Raw genomic sequence first — 25,392 nt, 5'->3', positions numbered from 1 at the left:
GGTCAGGTGAAGTCACGATGAAGGAATTATTCCCTCGTAGAGGGCTCCCCAATATAATTCAGAAATTGGAAAATGGGGATACCGTAACAATCGTCTATTTCGGCGGCAGTAATACCCGTTCTGAAGGTTACAGGGTCATGACGGCGGATTGGCTTCGTGAGAAATATCCCCAGGCGGATATCCGCTCTGTGAATGCAGGCATTAATGGGACAGGATCGGATTTGGGATGTGCCCGTTTGGAGACAGATGTACTGCGTCATCGTCCTGATCTAGTATTTGTTGAATTTGTCGGTAACGATGGCGGAGATCCCGAATCCAAGGCGCGGATCGAAGGGATTGTCCGTCAGATCCGCAAGCGGAGCCGGTTTACCGATATCCTGTTCGTTTATACGCTGAAGGAGCGGGATGTGGCCTTATTTCAGTCTGGGGAATACCAGAAGGGAGCTCTAATGCAAGAGGAAGTGGCCGACTATTATGGTATTCCTTCGATTCATCTGGGCGTAGCGGTCAGTCACTTGGTGTCGGAGGGAAAACTCGTTTTTACCTCAAGGGAAGACGTGTCCATTTCCGGAGCCATTATTTTTACACATGATTCGATCCATCCGACCATTCCCGAAGGACACCAGATTTACACGGATACGATCACCCGATCATTTGAGACAATTATCGAACTCAGAGGTCATCTGGGAAGGTTAGTACATCACTTGCCTCAGAATCCGTTGGTCCCGGCTAATCCTTGGGAGTATGCGACCATGCTGTCACTGGATGGTCTTACTAATTTTTCCGCAGGATGGTCTTACATGACGCCCGATGATTCTGCTTTAGTGCGCGAGTACAATTGGCTGTTCCCCGGCCTATGGCGAGCAGTCGATCCTGGAGAGGCTATTATGGTGCAGTTCGAGGGAACCCATATCGGGTTATTCGATATCGGTGGGCCTGATTCTGGCAGATTGAAGGTGTCGGTGGATGGTGGGGAACCCTTTATTATCGATCGATTCACACTACACAACGATCATAATCGAAATCAGTATGTATTCTTGCCGGAGCTCCCGAATGGAAAACATACGGTTCGCTTTGAAATCGATACCGAGAAGACAGACAAAGCGGCCGTGTTTGAAGCATGCGGCAATGAACGAAGTAGAGAGCATGTTCGGCAGCATCCAGATTGGTATGATCAAACGGTGATCCAGCTTGGGAAGTTGTTATTGGTGCAGCCGCCATTATAATTGATCATTAGGCATTGTCTAATTGGAAGACCTACATCATAAATGGCTGAAGTTGAGCCGTCATTTATGATGTAGGTCTCTTTTTTACTTAAAATCTTATAAGAAATTCTTAAAATTAAAGAAATTTCACAGTAATGTGACATGCTATGATAAAAACGACGACGGAGCGGGATTAGCCAGAAAGATAAGGCTAATTGCTACTTTACGATTTTCGAACAAAGGAGGGCGCCATTCTTTGAAAGCGTTATCAACTTAAGGGAGGCTGTGAATTGTATGATAATAAGGAAGCTGTTTTTCTTAATCGTTTTCATCGTGACGATATTAGTTCCTTTCAGCCTAGTCGGAATAAGGACCGCTTACGCGGAGACCTTACCGTATAAGACGATTATCATCGATGACGGGAGCATCACGATCAATGATGTTGTGACACCTGATGCGGGTAACGAGAACAACGGATATTTGGCTCCGAATTGGACCACAAGTACAGGGGTGAAAGGGTATGATAACTCCAGTTCTAAATATACGAGTACAGCAGGCAGAACGATTTCATGGAATCCACGATTGGAAGCGGGAACGGCAAGAATATCGTTATACAAGCTTAACTGGGAGGATAAGGCGGATAGCAATGTAAAAATTGAAATTGTTCATAATGGAACGACGGATGTTCTCATTATGGATTTGCGACCTTCGTTTGGTGCTCCTGCGGGATGGGTGGATTTGGGAGAATACTATTTTTCCGGGGTTGGTGAAGAATTCGTTAAATTGACTCGGTCTACCAGCAGCACGAGCACGATAATTACGCGAGCTGATGCGGTCAAGTTCGAAGGGAATATTCAGCAAAAAGAGCCTCATAAGACGATCATCATTGATGATGGAAGCATCACGATTGATGGTGTTGTCACCGCTGATGCAGATAACGCGAATAACGGGTACTCCGCTCCTTATTGGACGACAAGTACGGGAGTGAAGGGATATAATAATTCCAGTTCCAAATTTACCGATGCTGTAGGAAGAAGCATCACATGGAATCCGCGATTGGAAGCAGGGACAGCGAGAATTTCGTTTAACAAGCTTGATTGGGCGGATGAAGCAGATAGTAATGTTAAAATTGAAATTGTTCACAATGGGATTACGGATGTCATGTTTATGGATCTGAGACCCTCATCGGGCCCATCGGTCGGATGGGTTGACTTGGGGTCCTATTATTTCAGTGGTGATGATAGCGAATTTGTCAGACTGACCCGAACGCAACCTACGACCGGAAAGATCATTACGCGGGCCGATGCGGTCAAGTTTGAAGGGAATATCCGGCAGCAAGCTCCACCGTTGCCTCCGCTGCGCAGCCGTACATTGGCGAATCTCAGTTACACGGAAAAAGGCAGCATCGAGAATGCTAGCTACAAAACAACCTTCTATGAAGCAGCTTGGGATGGTGGCAAATCCATCGTTCGGGATTTGTTCTACAAGGACTCGGATACGGGGAACTGGGTGCCTGTCAATAATGTGGCGGAAAGACTTGAAGAGCAATGGGTCTTATTAGATGGGAATGCGGGGAGTCTAACCAATTACTACGATACGATGAACAAACGCTGGATTACATTCGACGAGATTGATTTCCCTGACAGCCACACGGCGATATTAACCGATTCTTCACATGGAAGCGATTACGATTTACAAGTGAACTGGTCCATGTCAGGGGACAAACCTGATGTTTCCTTCGCCTTTACACCCCGTCGGGATGGCAATTATGTGATCGGCTATCAGTCTTTCACAACTGAGCAAATCTCTGGAATCAATGAAGTGTTAAATGGTTTCAGGTCACACGCCAAAATGGTAGGTTCGGTGGAATCAACAAGCTTAAGGGAGCTAAGCGCTCCAATGAGTCTGGTTGAGAAGAATGACGGTTCGGGGAATCCATTGACGTATGGGGTATTTGTACCTTCGGATGAGCTTCCGGTTGAATTTGAACCGACAGGAGGTGTTACGAAACAAGGGCTTGGCATGAGCCTTGTCAACAACGAAGGCAGCGTACAGCCAATCTTGTATGCTCCTCAATTTGGGACTTATTCGCAAATGACCGCAGAAAGCACTTATCAATTTCATATGGGACTAATCGCTCAAAAAAGCAATTTGTATGAGTCCTACGCGGATATTCTTCGCAATGAGTATGGTTATTCCGCATACCGGGAAAATGTATCAGATCTGTCGCTTACTGATGCGATGTTCAATATGATCGATTTACTTAAGATAGAGCCGCAAGGGGATGACTCTGTTGATTATGTCCCGTCACCCAGCGGATGGTGGAGCCGTGCCAAGGGCTTTATTGACATCGAAAACGAGGATAGTGTTCGAACAAGCTCGAATGCGGTTCTTTTGGGGGCTTACTATTTGACTGGGGATGACCAGCTTTACGATACGAGAGCATTGCCGTCCGTCCAGTATGGCTTATCGCGAAATGGTATAGGCTGGTCGCCGACGCAGAAGCCAGTATACGGTGTGCCGTCGTTATGGAAAATGGCAACCTTGCCGTTTGATTTTTCAAGCGTAGCCGCTGTCAATCAGATGATGGGGACTTCGGCAGGAATTGAGGCGCTGGCACAGGAAGAGTACCTCGTGCGTGATCCTGACCAGAAAGACCGGGGTCCTGTCATTCAGCCCCTGATGATGTATCGTATGACGGGAGATGCGCAGTATTTACAGGCTGCCAAGGCTGCAGCCGACAGCTATATCATGCAGCATATTGATACGCCTGCATCCGTAAATGTGAGTAAAAATGAGTTCATTTATTATTATAGCAAGCTGTGGATGGAGATCTTGGAGCTTTACGAGGAAACTCAGGAACCCAAATACTTGAATGCTGCTTATAAGGAAGCCAAACGGTATGCAACTATGTTCGTTGCTCGTCCGGTTCCTGAAGGTGCCGTTACGATTCCGCAGCCTGAAACGTATAATTACGCGGAGTCATTCCATTGGCCGGAAACTGGTAAATATCAATATCCTCGGATCAAGCTCCCAGAAGATGTAGCCGGAGGCGTACAAGCGGATAGTTGGCTTGTCTCTCCCAATGGATTGACGTTTGAAGCAGGAAGTACAACTGGCTATTATCGGATGAATGCGCAGGAAGCTCCATTCATGCTGAGATTGTCGCTCTATACAGGTGATAAACTGCTGCAGGATATTGCTCATAATTCGATTATTGGTCGATATTCGAGCTATCCAGGTTATTACTATAAGGGCTTCGCCGTTAGTCAACTTGAACCGGAGTTTCCTCTGGAAGGCCCAAGCGGGGCTACATCTATCTATTATCACCACATACCAGGACAGCTCGGGCAAACGATGGATTATTTGATCAGCGAACAATCGTTGAAATCGAATGGAAATATTACATTTCCTTCTGTATTTGAAACTAATTTTTTATGGTTCAAATATCACCTCTATGGAAATAAACCAGGGAATTTTTACGGTAATTCCGACGTTTGGCTCTGGATGCCCAAGGGAATTATTCAGACCAACCATCCTCAATTAAACTGGATAACGGGAGAGAGCGGGAATAAATTCTATATCGGGTTAAGCAACGAATCGTCAGCTGAAGTTCAGACTCCGATCGAATTGAATGCGCAAATCATTGGGTTCAACCCGGCACAAGATTATACCGTAACCATCATCCGCGATAATGGCACACCAGAGCAAGCGGTTATGAGTGGCGGAATCATTCAAGCCACGGTTTCAAGCAAGGGAATAACCGCTATCATAGTAGAAGGTCTCAACATTGAAGTGCCGCTGCATCAAGTTAGAACTGCTGATACATCGGATGCAAGTTATTTCTTCGATATCCACAGTCCAATAGATGCGGTTAAAGGCATGCTGATCGTCAAGCCCGACGGAACGGCCTACGATGCTTATGTGCAGGCAAAAACGACAAAACCAGTGACGATCCATTATTCCTTGGATGGCGGGGCTACGTATACGACCATTCCAGATACGATCTATCCGATGGAATGGTCGATACGGGTAAACGATTTATCCCAAACCTTCACTTATTATGTGGAATCGGACGGGAAACAGACTCGCAAGCGGACACTCTATCTGCCTGATCAGGTAACGGTAACTCCAGTTCAACCGGATTGGCAGGAGGGTTCATCTATCATTGTGGATAATACGGAGGCGGAGACAGAAGGCGTCTGGATACGGGATACAACAGCTAACGACTATTACTATGATAACTATGTGTATGCCAAATCTACTACCGGCACAGCGACAAGCAGAATTGCATGGAGGCCTGAGCTGCCGGAAACTGTTACTTACAGCGTGTATTACAAGCTTCCGCAAATAACCGCTACCAGTGAAAATTGGGCAACGAATGCCTCATTTACCGTTAATTATAGTGGAGGCTCCGAGACGGTCACCATTGATGAGACAAAGGCCAACGGGACTTGGGTTCACTTGGGAGCTTATCCTTTTGCAGCAGGCGATAGTGGATATGTGGAATTAACCAATAAGGCCAACAAGTCCCGGGTAGTTGCCGATGCGATGATGTGGGTAGACCCGAACCAGATGCCGCAATTGGAGTCTGCGGTGATCCTGTCGGATCGGGCCGAACTGCAGATGACTCAAACTGCACAACTGAGCGTAACCGGCTATTTGGATAACGGTCTGATTGGTGATCTAACACAGGCAAATGTGCAGTATTTCGTTGATCGAACCGATCTGGCTGAAGTGGACAGTAGCGGTTTGTTGACCCTTCTAAGTCTCGACGGTGAAACGGATCACGTTGAGGTATGGGCCACTGTAACGATTGACGGGGTGACCTTAACAACACCGTCTTTGACAATAACGATCAGGGACTTAACGGTTATTGTCGACAGCACGAATACGACTGGGTTATACACGACAGAAGGGTCTTGGAGCCAAAGCAATTTAGCCGGATACAAAATTGGTGTTAAGTCCCGTTACTCTACCGTTCAAGGATCATCAGCGACGTGGAAAGGCCAGTTTCCAGAGGGGAAATATACGGTCTCCATCTACAAGCTCGTTCATACGACGGCAAACGATAATTATGTCAAAGTAGAAGTGAAGCATCAGTCAGTTACCGAAGTCACGTATATCGATGCAACCGTCGGCTCGTCGGGTTGGGTTAATCTAGGAACGTTCGATTTTACTGGAGACGGCAGAGAGTATGTTCGTTTAACTAGGGTTACTCCGACAACGGTAGATCCGCCAACTCTACCTGCTGATATGATTTATACGAGGGCTGATGCAGTCAAGTTCGAACGGCATTCCGTTAGTCCGGCATTGCCTTCAAATGGGGTGCCAGGTAAACCGACACTTTCGGATAATAGCGGTGTTACGACTGGCTTAAGTGATGGCAATTATGAGGTTACCATGAATATGTGGTGGGGAAACAATGGCTCACTGTATAAGTTGTACGAGAATGGCCAATTGATTCAAACGAAGTCACTGGCCGATGTTTCGCCAGCTGCCCAGACTTCCATTATTCCTATCCAAGGAAAGCCGAATGGAACCTATGTGTATACATGTGAGTTATCGAATTTGTATGGAACGACTTCATGTGATCCACACACCGTCACCGTGGCTGAGGCAAATCCCGGCAAACCTGTGTTATCCAGTGATAACTGGGATCAAGATGGGAACTATAACATAACTGCTAATATGTGGTGGGGTACGAATGCAGCACAGTATCGATTATATGAAAATGACGAACTGATTGAAACGCAATCTTTATCTTCACAAACACCAAGTGCTCAATCGGCCATTACACAAATTTCAGGGAAATCCCCTGGCATTTATCAATATCGTGGTGAGTTTATGAATGAAAGTGGAACAACGGTAAGTGATATTATACAAATTGTTGTAAAATAAACCTATGAGCTGAGTGGATGAGAACGATCCATTCGGCTTTTTTATTTCTTAGAATCTAGATGGCTTCGTCCTTTGTTTTCAGAGGCGAAGCCATTAGTGTTTTGGGGGATTATAAGGACAGCTCGCTATAGGCCGTCTTGTGGATATTGATCCCCTAGCACACGCATAATTGCGAACTAGGACTGTTTTTTTGCAAGTCAAATTTGTTCTAATTCAGTCTAAATAAGCGCTTACATTCAGGGTTAGCTAAACTTACAATTATGTCTAATCATTAAATTTATGAACTTCTCCTACAACGGCGACGAATTTCACTGTCATAGGCTTTTTTGCAAAGCTAGGTAGAATATTGGAAAAGGAGGGCGACATGGGGATTATAAGACGAAAACCAACAGTGATTATCTTGCTTACCGCTCTGATTGTTCTTGCTTTACTCGTGTTGAGCTTAACTAACAAAAAGGCGGAACTGCCTGAAAATTGGATATTCACAGTAGATGGATACGCCGTAACAGAAGAAGAATTTCGATTTTATGTCAAAGAGCAGAGAGCGATAACGGTAGACTATTTCTTCAGAACTTATGGGGTCCAAGTAGATGAAGGCTTCTGGACACGTCAATACGGCGAAAATCATGAAACCCCATCTGAATACGCCAAAAAATCTGCGATGACTGCATTGCTAAAAACCAAGCAGGAGCAATTTATTGCAGACGAGCGGGGGATCGCCCCTTACAAAAGTTTTGATGAGCTAAAATCCGACATGGAAGATGAAAATGTTAAGCGAGCTAAGATGGATGAATCAGGAGGGACTTACTATGGGTTGCCTCAGTTTGATTTAAATCAATACATGCAATATTTAAGTGGCGCCCGTTGGCCGGATTTGGTAGAAACCCAGGTTAAAAAAACGAAAATGAGCGAAGCAGAGTTGCAAGTTGAGTATGCATCAAAAAGTGCGGAATATGTTCGTGTTGCTAATGAATTAACGGCTGCGTTAGCGACAGCGGGACAGGCCAAGGAAGAGAAAGTGCTAAATCGTTTGGATATATCCAAAGAAGATACCGAGTCTCTTAAGTTCTGGGAGTCATTAGCTGCTGCTTCTGTAGGTGAGACAGTAATCGGTAAATATATGGACGAGGATCACGTTGCCACATTAATCACAAAACCGGAAATCACCAAACTTAAACTGGAAGAAGTGAAAGATTCCATTACATACGGATGGGCGGAATCTGACTTGCGCGCGTTAATAGCAAATACGAATAAGTTGAAGATCGTGTATAACGATAATCGATTCAGTGAATTAGTAGTGAACTAGAATAGTTTTGTTTTTAAGTTTATAGAAATCTATGTCTATTGAGACTTCCATAGATGCAGATTTTTTATAAAGTATAAATTTATTAATTTCAAAGGGAGGAATTTTTTGGATGATACGATCGAAATGGATGCAAAAAGCTTTGTCGATGGTTACTGCAACGACGTTGGTATTCCCTGGTCTGTTCGGCTTGGCGCCTTCATCTGAAGTGTCAGCTGCAGGAGGAGGCGAATCTTTTGACTCTGTTGTACTAGAATTGAAACAAGCGGCAGGTCAGGCAGGCAGGATGAATCTTACCTATAAAGGTTTGCCTTTAAGCAGTCTGGTGAAAGGACCGGTTATTGACGAGGTAAATTATGATTCCAGCAATTCGAATCTTTTAACTGTTAATAATCAGGGGAACATTACTTTAGCTAGCGGTTATACATTTGCGTCGCCAGGTGCTCCGGGCATCCCGGTGACAATCACGGCCACGGCGAGTTATTACCATGACTCAGATGTGTTATTCATGGAGGACTTCGAGAACAACAATGGTCCGATGACATCAACGGGCAAATTAGGTTCGTCATACACGCTGTCCGATGCTCAGTCCCGTTCTGGATTGAAAGCGATTACACCTTCGAATGATACGAATAATGAAAATGTAGCCCAAGACGTGGCATTGCCGGCAGGTAGCAATTATAAGATGACAGCATGGTATTTTGACCCGTATCCTGATGAGGAGAAGACAGCGACGGATAGAACTCAATTTGCTATTGTAGATGGCAAAAATGCCACCTTTGCCGGGACATTCTACCAAAGTTCAGAGGCAGATGTTATTCATAACCCGACGAGATATACTTGGGCATATGCACCATCATCAGCGGGTACAGCAGGCAACCGTTGGAAAGATAGCGGGGCTTTACGTTCCACAGGCTGGCATAAATTCGAGTGGCTCATTACACCGAATGGTGCGACTTTACGAATAGACGGAACATTAATATCCGATTCAGCGCAAAGTGATATTTACAAAGCTATGAAGAGCGGTACAACCATTCAGCCTAAAATAGCTGGAGGATGGAACAACCAGCCAGGCAACAAGGCTTATATTAAAAATAAACATCTAATCGACGATTTTTATGTTGTAAAAGATGTGGCTAAAACAACAGGAACCAGAACATTAACAATGAATTTGGTGCCTCCCGGTGGATTGCCAAATTTAGAAATAATCACTCAGCCCACAGCGGCAGAAGTGAAACAAGGTGAGACAGCAACATTTAGCGTTACGGCATCAGCCGCTGCTGCAGCATATCAATGGTATGTATCTGACGACGAGACTGGCTTGAACGGGGTAAAAGTCAGCGGAGCTGATAAGGCGCTATTAACGCTTCCCAATGTGGACTCAGCTTCACAACAAGGCAATTTCTATTATTGCGAAGTGTCCTCGTCAGAGGGAGTTATGGTGAAATCCAATGCTGTACCGTTGTTGATAACCACCAATACACTGGTGAATGCGCCAATTAACCCGACACTTGACTCGGACACAGGTATTTATAGGGGGGCTTCCAATTACGGCGATACCCTTGTAACACTGTTCAAAGACGGTGGACCTGTTGGTTATTATTTATCGAAAAATGGGGGACCTGACCAGCCTAACAATCATGAAAGGCATCATGTTCTGCCCTATGCAAGGGCACTGGGAGTGGGCAACTACACGGTTACAGCCATTGTCATTAATAACGCGGGGGACATTAGTGAAGAAGTTACAGCATCTGGAATATTGACGATTGAGAAATTGCCTGCACCTGCAAATGTCAGATGGAATGGCACATACGCTACATGGGATCGCGTCGCTAATGCAGCTGCCTATTCGGTTCAACTCTTCAGTAATGGAGTAGCTAATGGAAGCCCGATTGCAGCAACAAGCAATGATGCGGCTTTGTCTCCGACTTTAAATGATACATTTAAAGTAAAAGCAAACGGCAACGCTACATCACGATTCTTGGACTCTGATGAATCAGGGGAGAGTGCACAATATTCAGCCAACATTGCGCTAATTCGCCAGAACGATACTTTACGGGCTGGAGATAGAACGCGGTTAATCGTTGACACTGCTGATATGTTCGTTGCTGATAACATCAGCTTCAGCCCGGCAGATCAAGACAAGGATAAGATTGAAGTTGATGATGCCGGATTCGTGACGGTTAAGAAAGGTTATGTTCCGACAGGGAACGAAGAGGTCACTGTTCAAGTGAGCGTTGATTACTTCAATAAGGCTGACACTATGTTTTACGATGGATTTGAAGGGGAAAAGAAATTTTCAAATGGTACGAACGGATATGTTCACAGCGATGTGATGTCCCGTACCGGAGGAAAGGCAGCGACATCAAGCGGCGCCGGTCAGGTAGCTACTGTTCCGGGTACTTATAATTACGCGCCTGCAACCGGTAAGATAACAATCGTTACTGCTTGGTACTATGATGATGGCAGAGCGGCTTCCAATGACCACGCTGTCTTTGGCCTAACCCCATCGTCCAATGAACATATCGCAATAAATTATGGCAATGCAGATGGCGATTGGGCGGCAAATCTGACCAATTACGCAGTCAGACCCGGATCATCCGGGAGATTCTATCCTGTAGATGTCAAGCGAAGCGAAGGCTGGCATAAATTTCAGTGGTTCGTTAGATCAACGGGAACAACCTATAAAATCGATGGACAAGACATTCAAAGGCAATCTACAGATGGCGGCAATTTTGATACCCTAGTTAAGAACAATATTACCAAGATCGATGCATTGCAGCTTGCTACGAACTGGGGCAACAAGCCTGGAACGGTTAAGGATATACAGAACAAGCACTTTATCGATGACGTATATGTTATCGATAGTGGAATAACAGCCCAAACCGAAACAGCTTCTATTACGCTAAAGCTCTTGTCTAAAGAGTATAGTCACTTGGAAGACAGCACATATGTTATGGGTCTGGATGACTATAATATCACCGTAAATCCTGATTTAGCGGATCTAGCTGGAGTGGAGATCGGCGCTGTAACTCTGCAGCGGGATGTGGATTATACGGTTAGCGGTAATGTATTGAAGATTAATAAAGAATCATTTGCAAGAAATAATATCGTGCCGGGAAAATATACCGTTAGACTTGATCTGAATCCTGCCGAAATCACATTCGAGTTGAACATTGTACCCCTTGAAGTCCGTGATTATTATTTCTCCAATAACGGTGACGATCATGCAGATGGACGCACACCGGATACGGCATGGAAATCAATCTCCAAGATTAATGAATATGTATTTATGCCAGGTTCAACCATTTATCTGGATGCGAATAGCGTATGGAATGAACAAATCAGACTGCGCGGCAATGGTGAGGAAGGAAATCCGATTACGCTTACAAAATATAATACGACCGATCCTAACCAACGCCCGATAATTAATGGTGGAGGAACAGCGTCAAGCCCATCAGGCATTTCCTTAAACGGTACAATTGAGTTATATGACGTAAACTATTGGGTAGTCAGTGGAATTGAAGTAACGAACATCGGCAATAAAGCAGGTGACGGCCGTTCCGGTATCGCTGTAATGTCACGGATTTCCAAGCTGGGACAAGGTCAGTTTAATATTCAAGATTATGCTGATGCTCGTATTCAAGGAATCGTCATTCGAGATAACTACGTTCATGATGTTAATGGGCTGCACCAAGCAAATGGAGCAAGTAAGGTATCCGGCGGTATCATTATTAATGGTTATGTAGATATATTGGTTGATGGCAACAAAACCCTTCGCTGCGATAACGAAGGTATTCGCAATAATGCCTACGGGCCAAGCAATCCAGGGACTAATAACACAGGCATTACTTGGAGTAATTCAAGCTATCCTTGGGCATCAAACGCTGTGTTTAGAAACAACTGGGTTTCTAGTTCGGTTGGAGATGGCATTGTCATGTCCGGCGGGAACAACTCCCTTGTGGAACGAAATGTGATCACAGACAGCGGTTACAGCTATTTAAGCGATAAGAGCGGCAACCTGGTTACGAACTGGGGGCCAAATAATACAACGCCAACATATCTAGGCTCGCAAAACTATGCGGCAGCTTGGATTATGGCAAGTAAAGGCACGATCTTCCGCTATAATGAAGCTGTGGATAACCCTTATCATGCAAGTAACGACGGTATGGCTTGGGACATTGACAACTATTGTCAGGACAATGTGTATGAATACAATTACAGCCGAAATAACTATGGCGGTTGGTACTTACAGATGAATGCTGCCAAGGGCAACATCGTTCGCTATAACATTAGCGTGAACGACGGTCGCAGCCCGGATTTTAACAAGAGCTTTAACAGTCTTATATTACTTGCGGGAGGTTCTTCAACGAGCGAGGAGTTAAGCGGATTATACTATAACAATGTCATCGTCACGCCATTGAAGAATAGCAGTTCGTTAGTATTTGACCCGACAGCCTCCAACTTGCACATTTATTTCCAAAATAATATATTCGCCTACACTGGGGCAAACAACCAGGTTGGTCTGAAAGGCGGGGGAATATCAGCTCCATTTGCAGCCGGACAGTTTACGAATAACATTGTATATCCGGCTAATCTTTTTGGTAGCATGAACGCAGGAGGAGGCGGGTATCTAGGTGCAGGCGTAACAGCAACAGACAACCACTATGTAACGGAAGAGGAACTAAATTCTATATTAAATGATTATAAATCCGCGCCAGAACATTGGATTACCAACAGCGGAACAGTGGATGCCAAGCTTGATTACAGTGCGATGAACGGGTTCCGTCTTGCTGACGGTAATAACCTGGCCTATGGTGCAGGTGCCGAGATTGTAAGCCCATATGTGGATCGCGCGAACGCTCTACCTCATATGACGGAGAGAACAGACTTCTTCGGCAATCCACTTAGCGGCAGAATGCCTTCCATCGGCGCGCACAACCCTTATGCAGTAACTTTTGATTCCAACGGTGGCAGCGAAGTGGTGATGAAGTTCGCTGATATGGGCGGGACAATTACCGAGCCAACAACGCCGATAAAAGAAAAAGCTGTTTTCGGCGGTTGGTATCAAGATGCAAGATTAAATGATGCCTGGGATTCCGTCGCTGATCCTGTGACTAGGAATATTGAATTATATGCGAAATGGGTTGAAGACACAGGAACGGCACCAACGATTACGACGAATTCGCTTGCGGATGGCAAGGTAGGACAACCTTATTCCGCAGTTCTTACCACTGACGGCGATAAGCCGATCAAATGGGCCGTTGTAGATGGTCAGATGCCATCCGGATTGAGCTTGGATGAAGATGCTGGTGTTATCTCTGGTACACCGGATCAATGGGGTCAATTTACGTTCAAAGTTCAAGCTAACAATAACGCAGGTAGTGACACGAAACCGTTTAATATCGTAATCACTGAAGATGTCTCAGTTGACACAGCTCCAGAGATTATCACTAAGAATTTGCCAAGTGGCAAAGTTGGACAACCGTATACGGTAACATTAGCGGTATACAGCAGCGAACCGATTACTTGGAAGGTCCAGGGAGGAGATTTTCCAGTAGATTTGAACCTAGATGAAGCAACAGGCGTTATCTCGGGTACGCCTCTAGAGGCAGGATATTACGAATTCACTGTTGCAGCAACGAATGAATTTGGTATAGATAAGCGAGTAATGAGCATCGAGGTTAAAGAGGATAAGCCAGTTGATACAGCTCCGGAAATTATCACTAAGAATCTACCAAGCGGCAAAGTTGGACAACCGTATGCGGTAACATTAGCGGTATACGGCGACGAACCGATTACTTGGACAGTGAGCAATAATTATTTACCCGCTGGATTGAATTTAGAAGGAGCTACGGGTGTTATTACAGGTGTTCCTACTGAAGCGGGAACATACAAATTCACTGTTACAGCTTCCAATCATGCTGGCTTGGATACGACAGAGTTAACTACCGTAATTACTGCAAATGACAACGGCGGCAATAATGACGGAAGTTCAGATGGCCAAAGCAGTACGCCGGCTCCTTCGCCAGAATCACCGGTAGCGGATCGTATTGATGCCACAATCAGAGAGCAGCTGAAGAAGGGCAATTCCTTTGAATTGACGATGTCAGCCGGAATAGACGAGCTTGAGATTCAAAGCGATACGATCGGTGCGATTATTAAAGCCGACAAACCGCTAACCGTTACGAATGACACCGTATTTGTTGAATTGTCCCCTGAATTGTTGAAGCAGCTGAATACAGGCAAGAGGATGAAGGTTGTCATTAAACCCGTAGATAAAGGAGACGGAGTTATAGGGCGGGGATATGAGTTGAAGATCTTCGCGGATGGCCGGGAAGTAACGGATTATACAGGTCTTATACCCGTAACCTTCGATCTGACAAAAGAGAAGTTGTCAAATAACGATGTTAGAATGTTATGCGGTGTCATGCTTCGATTAAACGGTAACCTAGAACGTTTAGGCGGCAACTATGACCATAAGACAGGTAAATTTACCTTCACGGCAAAAGGGTTAGGCTATATCTTCGTTACAACCAAACCTGAACCTGTGAAATTGGAATTCACACTAGGTAAGACAGGGTATAAATTAAACGGAATCGAAATGAGTATGGATGTTGCGTCGATGGTAGTTAAAGGCAGAACGTTAGTGCCACTGCGCTTCGTTGCTGAGAGCTTAGGAGCAAATGTTGGCTGGGATAATGTTACGAAAACCGTAATGATTACCTTGGAAGGTCAGACTTTGTCGATTGCGATCGGTGAACTTGCACCAGGAATGGATGTAGCAGCTGAAATAGTAAACGGACGTACTATGCTGCCATTACGCTTCATAACTGAGTATTTTGGTGCAGATGTATTCTTCGATAATACTACGAAATCCATTAGTATCAAGAAGTAGTATTCGCTAACATTAGCAGCTAAGCACGAAACCCTCTAACATGCACTGCAATGTTAGAGGGTTTCTAGTTTTGGCACGGCAAAAGCCTCCTCTCCCAGCGTCTCATAAAGTTTCATTTTGAGGACGTTGAAAAGGCAATGGCTGATTAATATCGAATATTTTATTTCCATTGATCATCAAAAAAATTCTGATGATTACTGAAGTGCACCCCTTAGAGTAGACATTGGATAAACCCCCTGGTTTGTCCGATGAAATTCTAGGGGGTGCATTTTTATGGCGATTAAAGGGCAGAAGTTTACAACATACTCAAATGAGATCAAAAAAGAGGCCATTCGTTTACTAACGAACACCCGAGAAGTTACATTCTGCTCTTTTACACAAACAAATCCTGACGGATTCATATCCGCCAGGATTTGTTCAATTAAGAGCTGTAAACCTCGAAATCGAATATCGAATATCCGTATACGGTTCCTCTAGCAGTACACAGCACTCTGACGTAACGTCCGCTATTCGCAGTAAATGTAATATCGTCAAAAGAACCATTACCGGTCGTTGTTACGTAAGTATCCGTCCATGTTGTTGCGTCGTTAGACACCTGAACTTTGTAGCCTTTAGCGTAAGCGTCTTCCCAATTCAACTTGACGCGGTTTACGCTTTGGGTTGCGCCCAGATCGACGTAAATCCATTCATTGTTGCTTCCTTCCACGCTCGCCCAACGGGTAGTGGAGTTGCCGTCTGTTGCCTTGGAAGCTTCAAATCCTGCATCTTCTATAGAGCTGGCTACCGCTGTCTTGCCTAGCGCAAGGTTGGTGCCGTCAGGAGGAGTTGAACTTGTAGTTGCTGTTGCAGTATTGCTGTCAGCAGACAGGTTGCCTGCGGCGTCGACAGCTTTCACCGTATAGCTGTAAGCTGTCGATGCGGTAAGTCCGGTATCGCTGAAGGATGTGTCTGTAGGTGTGCCTACTTCCACGCCGCCACGGAATACCCGGTAGCCTGTTACACCGATATTATCGGTGGAAGCAGTCCAACTCAGATTGATTTGGCTGCTTGAAGCTGCTGTTGCGGTCAGATTCGTTGGATCCGAGGGAGCTTCTGTATCCGCTGCACTGTAGGTAGGCTTCCACCAGTTCCCCGAGATGAACAGTAGGTTCAGCATGTTAAAGGAGTCGCTGAAGTAACTTTCTTTTTTGTTCTTCATCCAGTCCCAACCTGCATTGACCCAAGCTTGATGCGTGCTGGTAGTCGTCGCTGCGGAGATGAAAGGAGCTACGAATACCGCTGTTGCATAAGTACCGCGATTCGAACCGTTCAGTTGGTAACCGTCCTTCACATTGTTCGGATTGTTGCCTGTTTTTCCTTTGATCCATACTACCATTTTATTGGCGATATCCTTACCACGGGTGTCTCCGTACAAGGCATAATCCATTACGATACGAAGTGGTACACGGCTTGCATTGTAGTTGTATTCATTTGTTTCAGGGAACTCTTCCAAATAGTTTGGGGGGGCCGGCTTAGGCGGGTTGCCTACCACAAAGTCCGAAATCAGACCTGTGCTAGACGAATAAGCTGCTGTAAATTGGCTGTATACGTTATACAGATTGTTGATGACATTTAGCCAAGTTGAATCTCCAGTTACTTCATTGAAAGCCCGCAGATGACTGAGCATCCAGTCGGAGGGACGCGTATTTAGGGCGCTCTTCGTATCCCAGTCACCAAGGTTCAGCCTGTTGTTAGTTGTCACATTGCTAAGCTTAATAGCGCCAATCATCTTTTTGGCTTCAGCCAAATAATTGATCGTTCCAGTCGAGCCCCATTGGCGATCGGCTAGAATAAGGGAGTAAGCGATATCGAGGTCCCCATCTGTTGCTGAACCGAAGTGCCCTTGAGCCCCAGTACTATCTGCTATTACCCATCCCATCAGGTTCGAGTTGTTAGAGCTCTTGAACGCTCTAGCCGTTTTGAACAAACCGTCATAGATTGCTCTGGAATTCGTATCGTATCCGGCCATAAGCACGGTAATAACCATGCCGTATCCTTGGCCTTCCGATGTGCCGAGAGGATCGAAGCCGTCCGCTTCACCAGTAATATCACCTTTTACATAGTATCCTCCAGGAAGCGAGGACAAGTTGTTTTTAAGATAAGTAGCCTTCCAGTAGTCATAGTAGGAAGATACAGAACTGTTCATCGAGGATTGACTGACGTGGTTAGGTTTAATGATACCCGGATAACTGACTTGTTGAGGAAACGGTTTCAATTCACCCGCTCCATGAGCTTTCGGTTGAAGCGGTGCAGGGGCGGCTAATGTCGATAGAAGCATAACCGCCGAAAGCATGACAAGTAACATCACTTTCATTGTGCCTGAGGTCGATTTCAATGAGTACACAAAAATTCCTCCTTTAGTGATGGTTAGTTTAATTAACGTCAATGAATCCTCCTTCCCTTTAGACTGATCTCCAAAGTTACGCCTAACAATAAGTGCTATTCACACCAAAAGTTTAAGCGCTTTAACTTTAGGGCGGAAGTGACATTTTACATATATGCTGAAGAGATTTGAAGGTGCGCGCTTCAATAGGAATCATCGCATCCTCAAAGTCACTTTTCACCTACAGGTTACAAATCACAAACCAAATAGCATTACTTTATTCACACAAATGTATCACAACTATTTTCGTCGTGTCTAGGTGTTTTATAAAAAAATTAAAAAGTAATGCTCCATAAAATAAAAGCGTTTACACTAAGCAGATTATAATAAACAACATGGTCATACTGGATTAGATGGCATGAGGAACATTCTGCAATCATCCAAATACAAGAACCCGGAACCGTTTCTGAAGCAGCGAGGTACTAGTCCGAATGGGCTTTTTTTGTAATAATAATTAATTGGGCTGTCCAAATGTAGTTTTATCACCAGATTCAAGTGTTCGCATATTTTGAGGTATTCTCCCCGAAGCTGAACATCCAAAAAGAAATATTTGCATGCGGTTTCATAGCATAGTCACCAAAAATGAACATCAGTCCCACCGTAAACAGGCTGGCACCGGATACGATCAGGACATCAATAGACGCTGTTAATATCTTGGCATACATAGCGGTAATCGAGAAGATAGAAGCCGCCACAATTTTAAATCCTTCACCCTTAAAGGAAAGGAATAACTCTAGCAGATTACTCTGGATATTGAGATGATTATATCGATAAAGCCGAACAGGCAGCCGATGAATTTATTTTTGCTCAACCCCATGCTGGCTCAGCGCTCCTTATCTGAATGACCGTCTACAGAGAAATGGAGAATTCACAAAAATGTTCCAATTGTGTATTACATGTAGCCTAAATTCCCGAAATAGCGTAGTGACAAAGGATTCACAAAAATGGTTGTTTTTACCTTGTTATACATTGTACAATGTGTAACAAGCTTGGTCTTCATTATGGCGATCATTTATCAAACTAATAAAAAACCTGGCATTACCTATGCTTACAATAACGAGCCCTACTGGGACAAGGGAAAACAGCAATTCCATACCAAGGTTGTTCAGCTGCCATGGATATGGGATATCAGGAGGCGAATACCAACGATACCATTCATATCAGCGGACAAAACGCGGATGGGGACTATTAAAGAGCGATTTGCCGAAAATCGCAATATATATGTATGTGGGGTTTGCTTATGGTGAAGAGAATAAAACTTCGTACACTGTTTATAGGAGGGTGTATTACCCTCTTTTTTCTTGTTTTGCTCGGCAGAGTGTTCTGGATTCAGGTGCTGGATCGTGATTTCTGGCAAGCCAAGGCCGCAAAGCAATGGGCCCATACTTCGGTGTTTAAAGCGGTGCGTGGCACGATCGAGGACCGCAACGGCAGGGTGCTGGCCAGCGATGTGCCTGCCTACACGGTAGTGGTCAATCCGGAAGCGATTACTGCTCTCAGTATCGGGGAAGAAGTTATCACCGGCCTACATGAACTGCTCGGCAAGCCAGAGGCTGAGCTTAAGGCGCTCGTGGAAGCCAAAGACAAGAACGGAAAGTATCTGAAGAACCAGGAGATCCGTAATGAAGGCTGGAAGATAGACCAGGAGCTACGCAACAAGGTCACCGAGTTCATTGAGAAACTGAAGGATGAACATGACACTCTGGAGACTGGCATCGGCCTGATTAGGGAGCAGAAGCGCTACTATCCGCAACAAACACGGGCCGCACATATTTTGGGTTATACGGACCGCGACGGCAATGCGGTGATGGGGTTCGAGAAGTATTTTGACAAGCAGCTTAAGGGTACGGATGGCAAGCTATTCTACCAGAGCGATGCCAAAGGCATCAAGCTGCCTTACTCGGAGGATACTTACAAGCCTGTGGTCAATGGAAGTAATTTCAAGCTGACGATTGATAGCACAATCCAGTATTATATCGAACAGGCTATGCAGAGGGCCTATGAAGAATATAAGCCCAAGAGTATTACGGTAATTGCTGCGGATCCGAGCACCATGGAAATATTGGGGCTGGCGAACATGCCGACCTTTAACCCGAATGAGTTCTGGAATTATGCCTCCGATCCAGGGGTGTTCTTCAACCATGCCATCAAAACAAGATTTGAACCAGGCTCCACGTTCAAAATTGTACCTCTTGCCGGAGCGGTGGAGGAGAATTTGTTCGATTCGGACGCAACCTTCATATCCGGTTCTATCCGCATCAAGGGGTACGGCAAGCCGCTGTATGACCAGAAGAGAAGCGGTTATGGCGAAATCTCCTTCCTGGAAGGCGTGAAGCGGTCAAGTAACGTGGCCTTCGTCAAGCTTGGCTATGAAATGCTCGGTCCGGAAAGGCTGCTGCAATACGTGGATGATTTCGGATTTAACGATCTTACCGGTATTGACCTGCCGGGCGAAATCAGCGGAATCGTCAATCCGACTCCGAATAATGCTTCGGAGAACGCGACGATTGCATTCGGGCACGGCAAAGTGCTTGTTACTCCGATTCAGCAGCTTACCGCCATCTCGGCCATCGCCAACGGCGGCAAACTGATGGTGCCGCACGTGGTCAAGGCGACTACCGATCCGAATACAGGCAAGACTACCGTAACCCAGCCCCAAGTGGTACGTCAGGTTATTTCCGAGGAAAGTGCCAGGGAAACCAGCAGCTATCTGGAGCAGGTCGTTGCAGACCTGGTCCATGGAACCGGCCGCCGTGCGTACATTGAAGGCTATAGGGTAGCAGGTAAGACCGGTACGGCGATTAAACCTGACGGTAAGGGCGGGTATGACCGCGACAAGGTGCACTCGTCTTTTCTCGGATACGCACCGGCTAATAATCCGAAGATTGTGGTCTATGTCGGCATTGACGAGCCTGCTAATGCTGCTGGCGGTGGTGCTGCGGCGGGACCGGTGTTTAAAGAGATCGTATCCGAAGCATTGTCATATATGGGTGTGCCAAAAGTTATATCGGGCGATGGAGGCAGTGTTTCCATATCCGTCAAGAATGCACCTTCCACGCAGCGCTCCGCACCCGATCTGACCGAAAAAAAATGATGCAGGCGGCCAGAAAATTGCTGATTGATCAGGGCTTTGATTTTGAAACGGACGGAAGCTGCTCAATATCTGGACTATGGATTGGTGTCGGTGGACAAGAACATAGTCCCATTAGAACCCGCGCCTGGCGCGGTTTTTCTATTTTATGGGGTCAAGTTCTTGTCCTTTGCTTGGGACAAGAACTTGATCCCATTTCCGATTTCATGATCATCTAAACAAATTTTTATGCTGATACATCGAACCTGAAATTACACAAAGTTGTTTTTTGATAAAAGAACATGCATTATACGCCTGCCAAATGTTATTTTTTCTGTAATGCTCTTACGGAGTGTAAAACGACCGGCTCAATCAGTATCGGGTTGTTATTAGAATGCACGGTGAAGCCGCTATTGAAGCTCTTCAAATCGAATATAGAAATCAACGTGCTACTATTTTTTAGGTTGTGTTATTCTGTCTAATAGTAAACTCAGTGTAGAGAGAGGGATGTTACTTGAAAAGAAATGTATTGTATATAGAAGATAATGAGAAAATAGGCAGTTGGGTAAAAGAAGAATTGGAACAGCGAGGATTTTCAGTTCAGTGGCTGCTTTCTGGTGAAGGAGCCGAAAAAGAAGTGAATCAGCATGAAATCGTTATTTTGGATATCATGTTACCCGGTTTAGACGGATTTACTGTAGGAAAACGATTAAAAAAGGTAGCACCTGCTGTTCCTATTTTGCTGTTAACTGCTCGAACATCGATAGTTGATAAGGTAGAGGGTTTACAATTTGCTGATGACTATTTAACGAAACCATTCCATACGGATGAATTAGTTGCTAGATTAGAAGTATTAATCCGTCGAAGTGGCGGAACACAATCCGAGCGTATTTCATTAGGGCATTATATTGAAGTAGATCCAGAAGTTCAAATGGTATTTGACAAACGCACAGGAGAAGAAATTATTTTGACAGGGAAACAACATCAAATTTTAATGTACTTCTTACGCCACCCTAATCAAGTTTTACCAAAAGAACAAATCTATGAAGCCCTTTGGGAAGAAGCTTATATAACAGGTGATAAAACATTAATGGTACATATCCATCGACTTCGTCAAAAGTTGGAACGTTATCCAGACTCCCCAGAGATTATTGAAACGTTGAAGGGAATAGGCTATCGGGTGAAGCTATGAAACAGACCAGATCATTATTTCGCCGTTTTCTAAAAGTGCATTTTCTATTTATCTTTTTGCCTCCAATTGTACTTATTTTCTTCTCTGCGTTCTTTGGGTCTTCTATTAATGGAGCAAAGCTCAATACGTTAAATCTATTTTACGTTACACTACTTTTGTTTAGTTTTATTATAGTCGCATTCGTTGTAATCTCTTGGCTGTTTTTCTTGAGACTTCGAAAACGTCTTACCCGCCTACAGGAAGCCATGTCATATTCAGCCAATCATAACTCATTTCCTAAACCAATATCTGTTCAAAGTGATCGTATGGATGAAATAGACCAGTTAGGAAGTTCTTTTAATTGGATGATCCAGCAGCTTGAAGACAGTCGCAAGCGAGAATATGAAGAAGAATTACTACGACATAGGCTCATTGCGAATTTGTCTCACGACTTACGAACGCCTCTTACCATTTTGAGAGGACATGTTACCAGATTAAATAAAGAATCCATAAGTGTAAAAGGACAAAGCTCATTAACAGAGATAAACCATACGATTACAAGAGTCGGAGATTTAATGGATGATTTACTTTCATATACATTGCTTACATCTGGGAAATATCCCTTTGAACCCACTTCAACAGATATTGGACGATTAATAAGAGCATCTGTTGCTGCGTGGTATCCTGTATTTGAAGAAAAAGAAATACAGTTAGATATTGATTTACCGACAGAAGAGACTTTTTATTGGGAAGCAGATCCTAAATGGATGACACGGATTCTGGATAATTTATTCCAGAATATTATCCGTCATGCAGCAGAGGGGAAATATGTAAATATTGTGGTTGATGTAGAAAAAGAACAAATCATTGTTGCAGACAGAGGTCCAGGTATGAATAACTCTTCCTATGAGCGTGGGGCGGGGATTGGTTTATCGACATCAAATTATATGTTGAAAAAAATGAAGCTGAAAGCTGACTTTACATCAAATGATAATGGCACAAGAGTAGCTATTGGTAGAGCTTAACCTAAAGTTAACCCAGAAGTAAACAGCAGGATAACCGAGATGTAACTTTGCTTCTTTATAATTAGAACCATAACAGAAAGGAAGTGTTATGGTTGCTTACAATTAATAACTTAGTCAAACATCGCGGAAATCAAGAGATCTTATCAGGTATCAGTTTTAAAGCTAGACCAGGTAGAGTAACTGGTTTTTTAGGTCCAAATGGGGCAGGTAAAAGTTCTACACTTCGCATCCTGCTTGGATTAGATCGCGCTACCTCAGGGAGTGCACTAATTAATGGAAAGCCATTCGCAGAATTACATAATCCTCTAGCAACAGTAGGTGCCGCACTTGATGGATTTGGAGCTCATCGTATGCGAACAGGACGGGCACACTTGCGTTGGATTGCACGTGCTGCAGGATTGTCTAACTCACGTGTCGAGGAAGTTCTGGAAATTGTAGGTCTTACTAATGCCGCTGGGAAAAGAGTTGGGAAGTATTCTCTTGGTATGGGAAGAAGACTTGGAATGGCAGCTGCACTACTTGGTGATCCAAAAATATTGATTTTAGATGAACCCGTAAATGGGCTTGACCCAGAAGGAATTCGGTGGATTCGTACATTTTTACGTGAGCGTGCTCAGTCTGGAAACACGGTGTTACTATCCAGTCATCTAATGGGAGAGCTTGCAGAGACGGTTGATGATGTGGTGATTATTAAGCATGGAACAATCGTTGCAGATGGAACATTGGAAGAAGTTATAGGTAACCATTCCACGTTAGAGGAAGCCTTTTTTACCCTGACATCTGAAATTGCAGGTGCTGTTGTATGAGAGCATTCAACGCGGAACTATCTAAATTGTTCTCCCTGCCGGGCATTTGGCTTGCCTTTCTTATTGGAGCAATTGCCCCAGCGGTCATTGCCGCCTTGGACAGTATAGCAGAAAAAGAGGAGATTATAGCTGGAGTTAGCACACGGCTATCAGAAGTTGGCTATATTGGATTAGTTCTTGGTGTGCAAGGTGTCATTATTCTTGGTGTGCTTGCTGTCAGCAGTGAGTATTTGACAGAGAGCAGTGAATCTGGTGGAGGACAACAGATTACAACGAGTTTAACGGTTGTTTCATCCCGACTTCATTTTTTGTTGGCAAAAGCAGGTGCTGTGACTGTGATCAGCATACTGCTTTGTATTGTTGCTATTATGACAACTGTGTCAGCAACGCATCTTGTTCTTGGTGAATATGCCCCTGCATTTGAATGGCAAAGACTTATCGGTGCAATTTGTTACTGGACATTTACTGCTCTTTTAGCACTTGGGATTACTTTGCTAACCAAAAATGGCATCATCCCGCTTGCTGTGCTTATGATAAATTCATCCGTTGTATCCTTTAGTGTCCTGCTGTATAGGGTTACAAAGTTGGCGGTTTACTTACCGGATAGGGCTGGCGCAGAAATGTTTATGTTTACAAGCGACACGTTCACAGGCAGTTTATTCGTCAGATATAACACCCCATTCACAGGCGGTTTAGTCATGCTTGCCTGGGTAGTCGTTATTTTTATTGCTGCAGCTATTGTATTCCATAGGAGGGACGTTGCAGCATGAGTGTCTCATCTAGTAGAAAGATAACACAAATCCTTGGTGCTGAACTGGATAAATTAGTTACATTACCATTGATAGGGCTCACTCTTATGGGTACATTCATTCTTAATTTGGCTTTAGCTGCAGCTTTTACTTCTGCAGGTCTACAAGGTGCAGCAGGAACGCAAAGTATACTGAATATAGGACTTGCTTCTATGGGATATCTTAAAGCAGGGTTCATTATTCTTGGAATCTTAGCTACTTGTTCGGAGTATACTGGTGGACAGATTCGAACTACTTTAACTACGATACCTTGGCGTGGGTTTCAACTATCCGCGAAGCATTTGGCATTGGTGATTATAACCATTCCTGTGGCGTTTATTATTGCTGCATCAGGTATACTCTATACTTTTATTATGATGAGAGACACAGCTGAAGTGATTGAAATTGACACAATGATAAAACCATTATTAGGTGCAACAGGCTATCTAACATTAACTACACTTCTCAGTGCAGCTATAGGTGCTTTATTAAGACGAACCACTCCTGCTTTAGTGGTACTGCTTGGTTATTATTTCATTGTCAGTCCATTGACTAGAGTTTTTCTACCTAGTATTAAAAATTATTTAAATTTTTTTCCGGATACGGCAGGATCATATATGTATATGCCGCCTTCCTCCGATGAATTAAATGTTCTTACTCCAATGCAAGGAACAGGTATTTCAATGATATGGACACTGAGCTTTATTACAGTAGCTATTGTATTTTACCGTAAACGAGATGCCTAATTTTAGGTTTCATCATTTTGAGAAAATAAGGAATTGCTCCCTTTGGATAAGGATTGG

Annotated in this window: 13 protein-coding genes and 1 pseudogene; 11 read left to right on the top strand and 3 right to left on the bottom strand. The window is 44.4% G+C overall.

The annotated features are described in order from the left end of the window. Positions 1 to 17: 17 nt before the first annotated feature. The 4 genes from UQ64_RS11290 to UQ64_RS11275 all read left to right on the top strand — a co-directional run bounded on the left by UQ64_RS11290 (position 18) and on the right by UQ64_RS11275 (position 15,307). Positions 18 to 1,226 carry an SGNH/GDSL hydrolase family protein gene (locus tag UQ64_RS11290; protein ID WP_060623561.1) on the top strand — a complete coding sequence of 403 codons (1,209 nt, stop codon included), beginning with the start codon at positions 18 to 20 and terminating at the stop codon, positions 1,224 to 1,226. A 273-nt stretch (positions 1,227 to 1,499) separates the two neighbouring features. Then, positions 1,500 to 7,106 carry a golvesin C-terminal-like domain-containing protein gene (locus UQ64_RS11285; RefSeq protein WP_060623560.1) on the top strand — a complete coding sequence of 1,869 codons (5,607 nt, stop codon included), beginning with the start codon at positions 1,500 to 1,502 and terminating at the stop codon, positions 7,104 to 7,106. 364 nt (positions 7,107 to 7,470) lie between these two features. After that, a complete protein-coding gene (locus UQ64_RS11280) occupies positions 7,471 to 8,412 on the top strand; it encodes a hypothetical protein (protein WP_060623559.1) in 942 nt (313 codons plus the stop codon). 109 nt (positions 8,413 to 8,521) lie between these two features. Then, on the top strand, positions 8,522 to 15,307 hold the full coding sequence (locus UQ64_RS11275; protein ID WP_060623558.1) for a putative Ig domain-containing protein: 6,786 nt from the start codon (positions 8,522 to 8,524) through the stop codon (positions 15,305 to 15,307). A 421-nt stretch (positions 15,308 to 15,728) separates the two neighbouring features. Here the strand turns inward: UQ64_RS11275 and UQ64_RS32060 are convergent, their stop codons facing one another. From UQ64_RS32060 to UQ64_RS11265, 3 genes and pseudogenes are all read right to left on the bottom strand, one after another. Next, the gene (locus UQ64_RS32060) at positions 15,729 to 16,445 is read right to left on the bottom strand and encodes a discoidin domain-containing protein (RefSeq protein WP_280818190.1); all 717 of its coding nucleotides are present in this window, start codon (positions 16,443 to 16,445) and stop codon (positions 15,729 to 15,731) included. Next, positions 16,422 to 17,570, bottom strand: a pseudogene (locus UQ64_RS32055) (family 8 glycosyl hydrolase); the annotation flags it as partial. The pseudogene UQ64_RS32055 and the gene UQ64_RS32060, both read right to left, overlap by 24 nt. Before the next feature lie 650 nt (positions 17,571 to 18,220). Further along, positions 18,221 to 18,424 (bottom strand): hypothetical protein, encoded by a 204-nt coding sequence (locus UQ64_RS11265; RefSeq protein WP_060623557.1) that lies wholly within the window; start codon positions 18,422 to 18,424, stop codon positions 18,221 to 18,223. Positions 18,425 to 18,969: 545 nt separating this feature from the next. Between UQ64_RS11265 and UQ64_RS11255 the strand changes: the two genes are divergently transcribed. The 7 genes from UQ64_RS11255 to UQ64_RS11225 all read left to right on the top strand — a co-directional run bounded on the left by UQ64_RS11255 (position 18,970) and on the right by UQ64_RS11225 (position 25,335). Continuing rightward, positions 18,970 to 20,823, top strand: coding sequence for a peptidoglycan D,D-transpeptidase FtsI family protein (locus UQ64_RS11255; RefSeq protein WP_082651078.1), 1,854 nt, complete (start codon positions 18,970 to 18,972; stop codon positions 20,821 to 20,823). Next, on the top strand, positions 20,820 to 21,038 hold the full coding sequence (locus UQ64_RS11250) for a hypothetical protein (RefSeq protein ID WP_209445756.1): 219 nt from the start codon (positions 20,820 to 20,822) through the stop codon (positions 21,036 to 21,038). The genes UQ64_RS11255 and UQ64_RS11250 overlap by 4 nt, the downstream gene beginning before the upstream one ends. A gap of 275 nt (positions 21,039 to 21,313) precedes the next feature. Beyond that, positions 21,314 to 21,991: a response regulator transcription factor gene (locus UQ64_RS11245; protein WP_060623553.1), complete on the top strand. Its 678-nt coding sequence runs from the start codon at positions 21,314 to 21,316 to the stop codon at positions 21,989 to 21,991. After that, positions 21,988 to 22,995: a sensor histidine kinase gene (locus UQ64_RS11240; protein WP_060623552.1), complete on the top strand. Its 1,008-nt coding sequence runs from the start codon at positions 21,988 to 21,990 to the stop codon at positions 22,993 to 22,995. The genes UQ64_RS11245 and UQ64_RS11240 overlap by 4 nt, the downstream gene beginning before the upstream one ends. Positions 22,996 to 23,087: 92 nt before the next feature. Further along, positions 23,088 to 23,801: an ABC transporter ATP-binding protein gene (locus UQ64_RS11235; RefSeq protein ID WP_060623551.1), complete on the top strand. Its 714-nt coding sequence runs from the start codon at positions 23,088 to 23,090 to the stop codon at positions 23,799 to 23,801. Further along, positions 23,798 to 24,571 carry an ABC transporter permease gene (locus UQ64_RS11230; protein ID WP_060623550.1) on the top strand — a complete coding sequence of 258 codons (774 nt, stop codon included), beginning with the start codon at positions 23,798 to 23,800 and terminating at the stop codon, positions 24,569 to 24,571. Before UQ64_RS11235 ends, UQ64_RS11230 begins: the two co-directional genes overlap by 4 nt. Further along, a complete protein-coding gene (locus UQ64_RS11225; protein WP_060623549.1) occupies positions 24,568 to 25,335 on the top strand; it encodes an ABC transporter permease in 768 nt (255 codons plus the stop codon). The genes UQ64_RS11230 and UQ64_RS11225 overlap by 4 nt, the downstream gene beginning before the upstream one ends. Positions 25,336 to 25,392 lie beyond the last annotated feature (57 nt).

The organism is Paenibacillus etheri, from assembly GCF_001012825.1.
GTDB lineage: Bacteria > Bacillota > Bacilli > Paenibacillales > Paenibacillaceae > Paenibacillus_AQ > Paenibacillus_AQ etheri.
The sequence above is the reverse complement of the archived record's forward strand: the minus strand, read 5'-3'. Positions and strand labels throughout refer to the sequence as shown.

Excerpts from the sequence above, each read along its gene's own strand:
- UQ64_RS11290 (WP_060623561.1), top strand. The coding sequence starts at position 18 with ATGAAGGAATTATTCCCTCGTAGAGGGCTCCCCAATATAATTCAGAAA.
- UQ64_RS11285 (WP_060623560.1), top strand. The coding sequence starts at position 1,500 with ATGATAATAAGGAAGCTGTTTTTCTTAATCGTTTTCATCGTGACGATA.
- UQ64_RS11280 (WP_060623559.1), top strand. The coding sequence starts at position 7,471 with ATGGGGATTATAAGACGAAAACCAACAGTGATTATCTTGCTTACCGCT.
- UQ64_RS11275 (WP_060623558.1), top strand. The coding sequence starts at position 8,522 with ATGATACGATCGAAATGGATGCAAAAAGCTTTGTCGATGGTTACTGCA.
- UQ64_RS11255 (WP_082651078.1), top strand. The coding sequence starts at position 18,970 with ATGGTGAAGAGAATAAAACTTCGTACACTGTTTATAGGAGGGTGTATT.
- UQ64_RS11250 (WP_209445756.1), top strand. The coding sequence starts at position 20,820 with ATGATGCAGGCGGCCAGAAAATTGCTGATTGATCAGGGCTTTGATTTT.
- UQ64_RS11240 (WP_060623552.1), top strand. The coding sequence starts at position 21,988 with ATGAAACAGACCAGATCATTATTTCGCCGTTTTCTAAAAGTGCATTTT.
- UQ64_RS11230 (WP_060623550.1), top strand. The coding sequence starts at position 23,798 with ATGAGAGCATTCAACGCGGAACTATCTAAATTGTTCTCCCTGCCGGGC.
- UQ64_RS11225 (WP_060623549.1), top strand. The coding sequence starts at position 24,568 with ATGAGTGTCTCATCTAGTAGAAAGATAACACAAATCCTTGGTGCTGAA.